This window comes from Streptomyces sp. NPDC059256, from assembly GCF_042753785.1.
GTDB lineage: Bacteria > Actinomycetota > Actinomycetes > Streptomycetales > Streptomycetaceae > Streptomyces.
In genome coordinates, this window is the sequence record NZ_JBHYZO010000014.1 from 152,340 (window position 1) to 163,453 (window position 11,114).

Below are 11,114 nucleotides of genomic sequence, written 5' to 3' on the forward strand. Positions count from 1 at the left end.
CGTGTACACCCAAGGCATCGCAGGCACCGAAGAATTCCTCCTGCCCCGGTCGCGGCTGGCGAACGAGCGGCTGCACGCCCTGGTCCCCGGGGGCGCGCACACCTATGCCAAGGGCGACGACCAGTACCCCGAGAACCTGGCCCCGATCATCAGTCACGGCCGCGGCGCCCATGTGTGGGACCTCGACGGCAACCGCTACATCGAGTACGGCTCCGGCCTGCGTTCGGTCAGTCTCGGCCACGCCCATCCACGCGTGGTCGAGGCGGTGCGGCGGGAACTCGACCGCGGCAGCAACTTCGTCCGGCCGTCCATCGTGGAGGTCGAGGCCGCGGAACGCTTCCTGGCCACCGTGCCGACCGCAGAGATGGTGAAGTTCACGAAGAACGGCTCCGACGCCACCACGGCCGCGGTGCGCCTCGCCCGCGCCGTCACCGGGCGCCAACGCGTCGCCATCTGCGGCGACCATCCGTTCTACTCCGTCGACGACTGGTTCATCGGCACCACGCCGATGTCCGCGGGGATTCCGGCGGCGACCACCGAGCTCACCGTGGCGTTCCCGTACGGGGACCTGGCCGCCACCGAGGAGTTGCTCACCCGGTATCCGGGCGAGGTCGCCTGTCTGATCCTCGAACCCGCCGACCACACCGGGTCCTCGTCGAGTTCTTCCCCTCGCTCCGGTGAGGAAGACCCCACTGCCACATATCTGGCCGGCCTGCGCGAGTTGGCCCACCGACACGGCTGCGTACTGATCTTCGATGAGATGATCACCGGCCTCCGCTGGTCCGAGGCGGGCGCGCAGGGCCTGTACGGCGTCGTCCCCGATCTCTCCACGTTCGGCAAGGCACTGGGCAATGGGTTCGCCGTCTCCGCGCTGGCCGGACGCCGTGAGCTCATGGAGCGGGGTGGGCTGCGTCACTCCGGCGACCGGGTGTTCCTGTTGTCCACCACGCACGGTGCGGAAACACACTCACTGGCCGCCTCGATGGCCGTGCTGACCACCTACGTCGAGGAGGGCATCACCGCGCAACTGCACGCACTCGGCGAACGGTTGGCCGCCGGAGTGCGCGAAGCGGCGGCCAGCCTGGGCGTCGGTGACCACATCGTCGTCCGGGGCCGGGCCAGCAACCTGGTCTTCGCCACCCTCGACGAGAACCGGAAGCCGTCGCAGGAGTACCGGACCCTGTTCCTGCGGCAACTCCTCATGGGCGGGGTGCTCGCCCCGTCGTTCGTGGTGAGCAGCGCGCTCGACGACGCCGACATCGACCACACCATCGACACGGTGGCCCAGGCATGTGCGGTGTACCGGAAGGCGCTGGACGCCGGTGATCCCACTCCCTGGCTGGCCGGGCAACCGGTGAAGCCCGTGTTCCGGCGCCTCGCATGAGGTGACGTCAGCGACGCTCCTGCCGGCCGGCGTCAGCCGTCCGATCGACCAGCCATGCGGTCGCCGGTACCACCGCCAGCGCGGTGCACCAGCCGCCGATGACATCGGTCGGATAGTGCGCGCCCAGAGCGATCTGGGCCCACCCCATGGCTGCGCCGGCAACCAGCGCCGCGGCGAGCAGGAAGAGGGTGCTGCCCGTCCTGCCGAGGCCGAACCGGCCGACCGCGAGCAGAGCCGCCATGAGGGCGAGCGCGGTGAAGAAGGCAGTGTGCCCGCTCGGGTAGGCCAGGTGTTCGCCGTGGATGGTGCGTCCTACCAAGGGCTTGAGCAGCTTCGTCGTCCCCACTGTCAGGCCGGTGCCGACCACGATGAGCACCGCCGCGCGGGGGCGCCGGAGCAACAGACAGCAGGTCACTGCGGCGAGGACCAGCGCCGCCGCTCCCGCGGGCTCACCCAGGAAGTCCGTGGCCAGAGCGATGTTCCGCCAAGGCGGCTGCACGCCGTCCACCGCCGGTTGGATCCATGCGTCCATCATGCCGGGCTCGTCGTGGTCTGCGTACAGGACGGCGAGCGCAACGACCGTCAGTGTGGCGAGGGCTGCGATCAGCCCGAGCCACGCACGCAGCGTCGGGGGCAGTACCGCGGACGCCGGGCGGCCGGTCATCCGTGCACCGCTTCCGGTCGGCCGAGGGTGGCTTGTGGTGATGGGTGGTGGCCGTGGATGCGGCCGGCTGCGCCCGATCCAACGAGCGCATGCTCCACCAGCCGGCTCCCACCGTGCATCAACGGTCTGCCGATCCGGTGCCCCGCCGCAACGACCAACGGGCAGCCCGGGCAGCCACCATTCAGCGCAGGCCCAAACCCAACCGAGATCCCCATCACCTCAGAATCGATCCCTACGTGTCGGCCCGGCCCTCGAACTGGTCTTGGTGCAGGGTACGTTGGCGCGGTCGAGAGGGGCACTGGATACGTCAGCCGGGTTCCGCGTCGTCGACGTTGAAGCCTGCATGGGTGCGCATTTCGGTGATACGAACCCGGCGTCGTGAACCGGCCCTTGCACTGCTGTGTAGCGAATTGGACGTCCCACTGCGCGTCCGCGTCGGCGATCCTATGCTGACACCGAGAGGTGCAGACGACCTGGGGAACATGCCTGGTGAAGGCAGCAGACAGGAGAACGTCAGTGTTGAAGTCGGGGATCAAGCGGCTCTTGGGGCGCGCTGGATTCGACATCGTGCGCAGCACCAACAACTTGGGAGGGGTCGACGACTTCATCCCGTTCGAGGCCACGATGCGGGCTGCGCGGGCGGCCGGTCTGTCGGTCGGTGACCACATCGACCAGGTCATGAACGGAACGCCCGGCGCCACCCAGTCCACCATCGATGAACTCAGCGCTCTCGGCGTCTTCGCCGCCAAGCCGAACACGGTGCTGGAGATCGGCCCCGGATCCGGACGGTATCTGGAGAAGACGCTGAAGGAGTGTTCACCAGACCGCTACGAGATCTACGAGACGGCGGCGCCCTGGGCGAACTACCTGGTGGAGACCTTCAGCGTGGTCGCCCAACCGACCGCGGGATCCAGTCTCGCCCCGACACCCGACGAAAGCGTCGACCTGGTCCAGGCCCACAAGGTCTTCAACACGGTGACCTTCCTCTGTGCCTCCCGCTACTTCTTCGAAATGGCACGCGTGACGCGGCCCGGTGGTCGGATCGTCTTCGACGTCATGACGGAGACCTGCCTGGACCCGGCCGGGGTACGCGCCTGGGCTACGCAGGGCGGCGCGGGTCACGGCTCCTACCCGGCAGCCATGCCTCGTCGGACCTGCGTGGACCTCTTCGCCACCCTCGGCTGCCGACTGGAGGCCAGCTTCCTGGCGCCCATGGGCATCGCCTCGACGGAGGTGCTCGTCTTCGAGAAGGGGGCTTGACCTCGGAAGGCTTCTGCCTGGCGATCGAAACGGACCGTGGGAGGAGCGGCGGGGTGATCCGCCGCTCCTCCCACCCTTGTACGCCACTCCCCCGCCAGGATCGATGCCTGAGCAAGCACTCCGGGCCGGGGGCGGCACTGAAGGCTGAGCAGGCCCTCCGCCAGGGGCGGTCCCAGGAAGTGGGGTGCTGGGTCGTCGTCAGACGGCGGACAAGCCGTGCCACCAGTGGCTACAGCCGCCTGAACAGAAGCGATCGCGACGCCGTGCGTCGGCAATCGCGAGTACCGCGATCAGCAACTTGAGCGCCTTGCGGCGTTCGTCCAAGGGCGCGAGAGCGGCGATCTTCGCGAGTTGACCGTCGATCCGGCCTTGCGAGATCAGCACTGCGGGCGTGTGCGTCGGACGCAGCCCGGCGCGGCGGATGCTCTCCGTGGCGTCCTCGGCAACGGCGCGCGCCTGGAGACAGTGGTGGCGCAGCACCAACAGAGTCTCCGTCTGCGCTTCCTGGCCGAGGCCGTCAAACCAGTCGATGCCCTCGGACATCGGCCGCAGCCCCTGCGCGAGCTCGTTGAGCAGAACGTCGCGTTCGTTCATGACTGCCTCTCATCGCACAGACGCCGCTGCACTGCGGTGATCAGGATTCCGAGCACACCGCCGGTTCGGCTGCGCCTTCAGCGCCGTCGGCTCGGCGGGTGATCTGCAACGCGGGTGCCCCCGGTCAACAAGGACACCCTGACATGCCGGAAAACCGGCCAGCCTCGCGGGCGGCCTCCGGTGTGCCGGACTCGTAGACCCGCTTCGGCACACCGGGGCGTGGGTGTGGCGGCGGCCGGGTGCTGCGTACGTTCGGGTGGTCTGCGGTGGGCCGAGCCCGTGTGAGAGGACGGTGCGGCAGACGCATCGCTACTTTGACCGCCGTATACCACATCGAATGAATGGCGATAAATGAGAAGAATGTGGACGGGAGTCGGAGTGGCGCTCACGCTCGCCACCGGCGCGGTCGTCTGGGCCGTCACGACGCATTCGGACCCGGCATCGAACGACGCCGTGCTCGACCATGCGAACGGCAAGAGGCTCGCGGCGGACGCCTTGCTGGAATCCGGTCTGTTGCAGGTCCGCCACCAGGAGATTCCCCACGCGAAGGCCACTTTCAAAAGGGTCCTGGCCCTGGACCCGAAGAACAAGTTCGCCTGGTACAACCTCGGCGTCCTCGCCCAGAACGAGGGCCGCGAGGCGGACGCCCACCACGCCTACGACGCGGCACTGAAGACCGACTCGTCGTACACCTCTGCCCTCTTCAACAAGGCACTGCTGCTGGAGACGGGTGACCCCGACACGGCGCTCAACCTCCTGCGGCGGGCGGTCGCCGCCGACCCGAAGGCGTCCACCGCCTACTTCCACATCGGCGAGACGCTGGCCCGGAAGGGCCTGGACAAGCAGGCGCGGGCCGCCTACCGCCAAGCAGTCGAGCTCGACCCGTCCCTGCACCCCCACGTACCGCAGGCGTTCGGGTGGTCGGCCGCACCCGGCCCCGCGCCCGACGAGACCACCAAGAGCACCGAGACCACCAAGAGCAACAAGAGCACCGAGAACTCCTAGACCCCAGGCAGGTATCTTCAGATGGCATCGACCGCGACACCCAGGTTCTCCGTCTTCACCCCCAGCCACCGCCCACGATTCCTGGACGAGTGCCTGACGACGCTTCAGGCGCAGTCCTGCCAGGACTGGGAGTGGATCGTCCTCCTCAACAACGGCGCCCGGTGGCGGCCCGAGCAACCCGACGAGCGGATCCGTGTGGAGGTCGCCGACGACATCCGGGGCGTCGGCGCGACGAAGCGCAGGGCCTGCGAACTGGCCCGCGGCGAGATCCTGGTGGAGCTCGACCATGACGACCTGCTGGCCCGCGGCTGTCTGGCCGAGCTGGGGAAGGCGTTCGACGAGAACCCGGACGCCGTCTTCGTCTACAGCAACACCGCCCAGATCACCGAGGACGGCGGCCGGGACGACACCCGGTTCAACGAGACGTACGGCTGGCAGTACGAGGAGGTGGTCGTCGACGGCCGGCAACTACTGGCCGCGAAGACCATGGCGCCGACGCCGCACAACGTCTCGTACATCTGGTACGCGCCCAACCACGTGCGCGCGTTCCGCAAGGACGCCTACACGAAGGTCGGCGGCTACGACGCCACCCGCTCGGTCCTGGACGACCAGGACCTGATGTGCCGACTGTTCCAGGTGGGCGACTTCCACCACATCGAGAGCTGCCTCTACCTCCAGCGCATGCACGCGGGAAACACCCAACGCGACGCGGAGGTCAACGCACACATCCAGCAGGAGACGGTCGCCCTCTACGACAAGTACGTCGAAGCCAATGCCCTGGCCTGGAGCCGGCGCCATGGGCTGCTCGCGCTGGACCTGGGTGCGGCCCACCGAAAGCCCCCGGGCTATCTCGGTGTGGACCAGCACCCGGGGGAGGGCGTGGACATCGTGGCGACGCTGCCCGACCCGCTGGACCTGCCGGACAACTCGGTCGGGCTGATCCGCGCGGTGGACTTCCTGGAGCACGTGCCCGCGAAGGTGCCGCTGATCAACGAGCTGTACCGGCTGCTGGCACCCGGTGGAATGCTGCTGACCACGACACCCAGCTCGGACGGGCGCGGGGCCTACCAGGACCCCACGCACGTCGCGTTCTACAACGAGAACTCCTTCTGGTACTACACGGACAACCAGTACCGGACCTTCGTCCCCGAGATCGAGGCGCGCTTCCAGAGTTCCCGCCTGGTGACGTACTTCCCGACCGAGTGGCACTCCTCGAACAACATCTCCTACGTGGTGGCGAACCTCATCGCCATGAAGGAGGGTGCGACACGCTGCGGCGGGCCGTTGCTGGTCTGAGTCGGCTTCGCGACTGGTCTGCGGCCCTCACCCTGCTGCGAGGGTGAGGGCCGCGGCACGAGCGGTGGCGGCCGGTCCCGCGAACCGGGGGGTTGCCAGCGCCGCTGCCAGTTGATCCCGCCAACTCGGCTGACAGGCGACCCCGGCGCGCACCCATCCGTCATGTGCCAATACTCCGTACGCCGGTCGAGCAGCGGGCCTTGGGAACGCCACCGAGCCAACGGGTCGCAGCCGTTCGGGGTCGAGCCCGCTCAGCCGGTACACCTCCCGGGCCAGCCCGTACCAGGTCGTACACCCCTCAGCCGTGCCGTGGTAGACACCCGCCGCAGCCCGCCCGGCCAGCGCGGCCCGCCCGAGTACGGCCACTTGTCGCGCGAGCGCCGCCGACCAGGTGGGCTGGCCGTGCTGGTCCGCGACCACGTCCACGGTCGACCGCCTACACGCGAGATCGAGCATCGTCGCCACGAAGTTGTGCCCGTGCTCGCCGTAGAGCCAGGCGGTGCGCACGGTGTAGCCGGTGCGCGGGAGCAGCTCGGCCACCATCCGCTCGCCCAGCAGTTTGCCCCTGCCGTAGGCGTTGAGCGGCCCGGTCGGCGCGTCCTCCGCATACGGTAGGCCAGCGTCACCGGGGAGGACGTAGTCGGTGGAGACGTGCAGCAGGATCGCCCCCGTCTCGGCGCAGGCGCGGGCCAGATGCCGCACGCCCGTGCCGTTGACGGCGGTCGCGGCGGCCTCGTTGTCCTCCGCACCGTCCACATCGGTCCAGGCGGCACAGTTGACGACCACGTGGTGGGCAGCGACCGCTGCGCGCACGGCCTCCGGGTCGGTGATGTCGAGCTCGCCGCGGGTCAGCCCGGTCACCGTGGCGCTCGGGGCGGCCATGAGTTCCGCCACTACGTCCCGGCCGAGTATCCCGCCCGCGCCCGTCACCAGCCACGCCGCGTTCGCAACTGATCCGGTCATCCGTGCTCCGATCGGGACTTGAGCGGCTCCCACCAGGAACGGTTGTCCCGGTACCAGTCGACCGTCGCCGCGAGACCCTCCGCGAACGGGACCTGGGGCTCGTAGCCGAGCTGTTCGCGGATCTTGCTGTCGTCCAACGAGTAGCGCAGGTCGTGGCCCTTGCGGTCAGCCACCCGGGTGACCCGGTCCCAACCGGCGCCGACGGCGTCGAGCAGCAGTCCGGTGAGCTTGTGGTTGCTGACCTCGGTCCCACCGCCGATGTGGTAGATCTCCCCCGGCTTGCCGCCGTGCAGGACGAGCTCGATGCCGCGGCAGTGGTCGGAGACGTGCAGCCAGTCGCGGATGTGGCGACCGTCGCCGTAGAGGGGGACGGTCCTCCCATCGAGCAGCTGGGTGATGAACAGGGGGATGACCTTCTCGGGGAACTGGTGTGGCCCGTAGTTGTTGGTGCAACGGGTGACCACAACGTCCAGGCCGTGGGTGCGGTGGTAGGCGAGGGCGAGGAGATCGGCCGCGCTCTTGGAAGCGGAGTACGGGGAGTTCGGCGAAAGCGGCCACTCCTCGGTCCACGAGCCCTCGCTGATCGAGCCGTACACCTCATCCGTCGACACCTGGAGGAACCGACCCACACCGTGCCGCAGGGCTGCGTCCAGCAGAACCTGGGTCCCGACGACATTGGTGTGAACGAACGGCCCGGCTCCTTGGATGGACCGGTCCACATGCGACTCGGCCGCGAAGTGCACAACGACGTCCTGACCGGTCATCACCTGGTCGACCACAGCGGGATCACACACATCGCCGCGAACGAAACGATAGCCGGGACGGTGTGCGATCGACGTCAGGTTCGCCTCCACCCCGGAGTAGGTGAGTGCATCGAGGACCGTGACATGTGCCGTTGGATCGGACCGCAGCCAACCCCGGATGAACTCCGAACCGATGAACCCGGCCCCGCCGGTCACGAGGAGACGCATGCTTCTCCCCGAGTTCCGCGCAGCCGTCGCCGGTAGGCGACACACTCCTCATGGGTGGGCAACAGACCCAGCAGCCCGGCTTCCTCCAGTGTGGGGGCCGCAGCGTCCTTGTCCGAGAGTTCCGGGGTGAGGCCGTCGGGCCATGCGATCGCCAACTGTGGATCGAGTGGATGGATCCCGAACTCGCGTTGCGGTGCATACCCTTCGGAGCAGAGGTAGACCACGAGCGAGCCCTCCTCCAACGCCATGAAAGCGTGACCGAGGCCCTCCGACAGATACACCGCACGGTGCTCTCGATCATCAAGGCGAACGGCCTCCCACGTACCGAAGGTCGGGGAGCCGGTGCGAAGGTCCACCACCACATCGAGCACCGCTCCACTGACACAGGTCACGTACTTGGCCTGGCCCGGCGGGACTGCGGCATAGTGGATTCCCCTGAGGGTGCCACGACCGGACCTGGAGCAGTTCGCCTGCTCCAGGCGCAGCGAGTGACCGGTCAGTTCACGGAACCGGTCGGCCCTGAACCATTCGTGGAAGCGGCCCCTTTGATCCGTGAACACCCGTGGTGTGTCCACCCAGGCGCCTTCGATACCCAACGGTCTCACCTGTAGCGTTCCTTCCGTCTCCGCCGGTTTGTCATCAGGCGGTCGCCACGGGCCGAGCCTGCGAGCCGCCGCCCCGAGGCGACACCACGGCACACTGGCCGTCCTGGTCCAACAGATCCAACAGGTACTGGCCGTAGCCGCTCGCCAGCAGCGGTCGGGCCAGGGTGCGGAGTTGGTCGTCATCGATCAGGCCGACCCGCCAGGCCGCTTCCTCCACACAGCCGATCTTGAGGCCCTGGCGCTCCTCGACGACCCGGACGAACTCCGAGGCTTGGACCATGGATGCGAAGGTCCCCGTGTCCAGCCAGGCGGTGCCCCGGTCGAGTCGGGTGACGCAGAGTTCGCCGGCCTCCAGATAGACGCGGTTGACATCGGAGATCTCCAACTCGCCACGCGCGCTGGGCCGCAGTCCACGAGCGATCTCCACGACGCGGTTGTCATAGAAGTACAGTCCGGGCACGGCATACCGCGACCTCGGGCGTGCGGGCTTCTCCTCGATGGACAGCACCCTGCCATGCTCGTCGAAGTCGACCACGCCATAGGCGGAAGGGTTGGCCACCTGGTACGCGAAGACATGACCGCCATGGGTGCGGCCCACCTGCTCCAACCGGGCGCTCAGCCCCGAACCGTGGAAGATGTTGTCACCGAGGATCAGCGCGACCGATCCGTCACCGATGAAATCGGACCCCAGCAAGAATGCCTGGGCAATTCCCTCCGGACGCTCCTGCGTCGCGTAGTCGATACGCAGACCGAACTGACCGCCGTCGCCGAGCAGTGAGCGGAACTGATCCTGGTGTTCCGGGGTCGTGATGACGAGCACTTCACTCACCTTTGCCAGCACCAGCGTGGAGAGCGGGTAGTAAATCATCGGCTTGTCGAACACCGGAAGAAGCTGTTTGGAAACGGAACGGGTCAGCGGCCAAAGCCGTGAACCGGTACCACCGGCCAGCAGAATTCCACGCATGGGTAGTCAGGGAAGCCATGCCCGTACAGGAACGCTTCCCCATCCCCTTTCACTCCGTGCCTTCGATTCTCCGCCTACGACTCAACGATGGTCTTCCTGACCTCGTTGCACTGCCTTCGGACTGCGGTTTTCGCCACGCAGAGAGTACAGACAGCGCCCTTCTTGCGAGCACTTCCCTCACGGCGCGGCATGTCGCATGCGGACCAGCGGTGCCAAGCCCCGCATGGACGCCCACCGCACTCCAGGTGTTTCCACCATCCACAAGGGTGTCCGGTCTCCGCTCGCCTGGCACCAGGTGCCTTCTGTGAAATCTGCCCGGACGGGACTTGCCATCCGCATGCCCGGCCGAGCTCCCCAACAGCACCATGGAGCCCGTCTCACATGGGGCACCAAAAACCTCCGCATGGACGGGAAATGGAGTTCTCAGCCGATGGGCCCCTCAAAAGCGCCCCGCACCCTCACCGCTTTGCGTCACCATTCGTGTGATTTTCTGCATCTGCCGCGAGCCATGGACGCACCTGGCCTCCGCGGCTGCCAAAAATGACCTGCTTCATCATTCTCTACGAATTTCGCACAAATGCGTCATTCGTTGAACGGCTGCCCTCCGCGGTAGCCGTGCGGGTCCACTGGTGGCCTCTCAGCTGGTTGCCACGACCCGTCTCCACCACTTCTTCGTGAAAGGAATTCTGGTGAACCGTAGAACCATCGGTCGAAACCGGGTGAGAGCCATCACCCTGGTTTCGGTAGGTACCTTGGCCGCCGTGCTCAACGTCGCGCCGAGCGCAGCGGCCATCGCCGATGCCGTCGAGCGCTCAGGCAGTCAGCACAGCCTGGGCCTGCCAGGACCGAACGGTGCCATGACCGTCAGTGGCCCCGAGCGACCGGGCGACGGCGGAAAGGGCAAGGGGAACGCACAGGGCCCACGAGGTCCGCAGGGCCCTCAGGGCGCTACCGGCCCACAGGGACCGCAGGGTGCCGATGGCGCGGACGGCGCGCAGGGAGCCACCGGCGCGCAGGGCCCGCGGGGCACCCAGGGAACCCAAGGCACCACCGGCGCACAGGGTGCCGACGGCGCGGACGGCGCGCAAGGAGCCACCGGAGCTCAAGGCCCGCGGGGCACCCAGGGAACCCAAGGCACCACCGGCGCACAGGGTGCCGACGGCGCGGACGGCACCCAGGGAGCCCCCGGAACCCAGGGCCCGCAGGGAACCCAGGGAACCAACGGCACGCAGGGAGCCCAGGGCGCACAGGGCACCAATGGCACCAATGGGACGCAAGGCCCGCAAGGAACCCAAGGCACCACCGGCGCGCAAGGTGCCGACGGCGCGGACGGCACCCAGGGAGCCCCCGGAACCCAGGGCCCGCAGGGAACCCAGGGAACCAACGGCACGCAGGGAGCCCAGGGCGC

10 protein-coding genes and 1 pseudogene are annotated in these 11,114 nt (G+C 67.9%); 5 read left to right on the top strand and 6 right to left on the bottom strand.

Going from position 1 to position 11,114, the window contains the following annotated elements; all coding sequences use genetic code 11:
* The first annotated feature begins 1 nt into the window (after position 1).
* On the top strand, positions 2 to 1,384 hold the full coding sequence (locus ACFXJL_RS25905) for a glutamate-1-semialdehyde 2,1-aminomutase (protein WP_384696148.1): 1,383 nt from the start codon (positions 2 to 4) through the stop codon (positions 1,382 to 1,384).
* A gap of 7 nt (positions 1,385 to 1,391) precedes the next feature.
* Here the strand turns inward: ACFXJL_RS25905 and ACFXJL_RS25910 are convergent, their stop codons facing one another.
* Entirely contained in the window at positions 1,392 to 2,048 is a 657-nt protein-coding gene (locus tag ACFXJL_RS25910) for a phosphatase PAP2 family protein (protein WP_384696151.1), read from the bottom strand.
* Between the two features lie 543 nt (positions 2,049 to 2,591).
* Between ACFXJL_RS25910 and ACFXJL_RS25915 the strand changes: the two genes are divergently transcribed.
* Entirely contained in the window at positions 2,592 to 3,308 is a 717-nt protein-coding gene (locus ACFXJL_RS25915) for a methyltransferase domain-containing protein (RefSeq protein WP_358880588.1), read from the top strand.
* 198 nt (positions 3,309 to 3,506) lie between these two features.
* Here the strand turns inward: ACFXJL_RS25915 and ACFXJL_RS25920 are convergent, their stop codons facing one another.
* Complete coding sequence (locus ACFXJL_RS25920) at positions 3,507 to 3,902, bottom strand: DUF5958 family protein (protein WP_384634918.1); 396 nt, start codon at positions 3,900 to 3,902, stop codon at positions 3,507 to 3,509.
* A gap of 351 nt (positions 3,903 to 4,253) precedes the next feature.
* Here ACFXJL_RS25920 and ACFXJL_RS25925 point away from each other — a divergent pair, with 351 nt between their 5' ends.
* Both ACFXJL_RS25925 and ACFXJL_RS25930 read left to right on the top strand, forming a co-directional pair.
* Positions 4,254 to 4,907: a tetratricopeptide repeat protein gene (locus tag ACFXJL_RS25925; protein ID WP_384696155.1), complete on the top strand. Its 654-nt coding sequence runs from the start codon at positions 4,254 to 4,256 to the stop codon at positions 4,905 to 4,907.
* Positions 4,908 to 4,928: 21 nt separating this feature from the next.
* A complete protein-coding gene (locus ACFXJL_RS25930; protein ID WP_384696157.1) occupies positions 4,929 to 6,203 on the top strand; it encodes a glycosyltransferase in 1,275 nt (424 codons plus the stop codon).
* 27 nt (positions 6,204 to 6,230) lie between these two features.
* Here the strand turns inward: ACFXJL_RS25930 and rfbD are convergent, their stop codons facing one another.
* The 4 genes from rfbD to rfbA are packed head-to-tail and all read right to left on the bottom strand — an operon-like array spanning position 6,231 to position 9,706.
* The gene (gene rfbD / locus ACFXJL_RS25935; RefSeq protein WP_384696160.1) at positions 6,231 to 7,166 is read right to left on the bottom strand and encodes a dTDP-4-dehydrorhamnose reductase; all 936 of its coding nucleotides are present in this window, start codon (positions 7,164 to 7,166) and stop codon (positions 6,231 to 6,233) included.
* Positions 7,163 to 8,137 (bottom strand): dTDP-glucose 4,6-dehydratase, encoded by a 975-nt coding sequence (gene rfbB, locus ACFXJL_RS25940; protein WP_384696163.1) that lies wholly within the window; start codon positions 8,135 to 8,137, stop codon positions 7,163 to 7,165. The genes rfbD and rfbB overlap by 4 nt, the downstream gene beginning before the upstream one ends.
* On the bottom strand, positions 8,122 to 8,742 hold the full coding sequence (locus ACFXJL_RS25945) for a dTDP-4-dehydrorhamnose 3,5-epimerase family protein (RefSeq protein WP_384696166.1): 621 nt from the start codon (positions 8,740 to 8,742) through the stop codon (positions 8,122 to 8,124). Before ACFXJL_RS25945 ends, rfbB begins: the two co-directional genes overlap by 16 nt.
* A 34-nt stretch (positions 8,743 to 8,776) precedes the next feature.
* Positions 8,777 to 9,706, bottom strand: coding sequence for a glucose-1-phosphate thymidylyltransferase RfbA (gene rfbA, locus ACFXJL_RS25950; protein ID WP_358880518.1), 930 nt, complete (start codon positions 9,704 to 9,706; stop codon positions 8,777 to 8,779).
* A 689-nt stretch (positions 9,707 to 10,395) separates the two neighbouring features.
* On the opposite strand from rfbA, the pseudogene ACFXJL_RS25955 reads away from it, so the two are divergent.
* Positions 10,396 to 11,114, top strand: a pseudogene (locus tag ACFXJL_RS25955) (collagen-like protein); the annotation flags it as partial.

Coding starts and splice junctions, on each gene's coding strand:
- ACFXJL_RS25910 (WP_384696151.1), bottom strand. CDS start 2,048: ATGACCGGCCGCCCGGCGTCCGCGGTACTGCCCCCGACGCTGCGTGCG.
- ACFXJL_RS25920 (WP_384634918.1), bottom strand. CDS start 3,902: ATGAACGAACGCGACGTTCTGCTCAACGAGCTCGCGCAGGGGCTGCGG.
- ACFXJL_RS25925 (WP_384696155.1), top strand. CDS start 4,254: ATGAGAAGAATGTGGACGGGAGTCGGAGTGGCGCTCACGCTCGCCACC.
- ACFXJL_RS25930 (WP_384696157.1), top strand. CDS start 4,929: ATGGCATCGACCGCGACACCCAGGTTCTCCGTCTTCACCCCCAGCCAC.
- rfbD (WP_384696160.1), bottom strand. CDS start 7,166: ATGACCGGATCAGTTGCGAACGCGGCGTGGCTGGTGACGGGCGCGGGC.
- rfbB (WP_384696163.1), bottom strand. CDS start 8,137: ATGCGTCTCCTCGTGACCGGCGGGGCCGGGTTCATCGGTTCGGAGTTC.
- rfbA (WP_358880518.1), bottom strand. CDS start 9,706: ATGCGTGGAATTCTGCTGGCCGGTGGTACCGGTTCACGGCTTTGGCCG.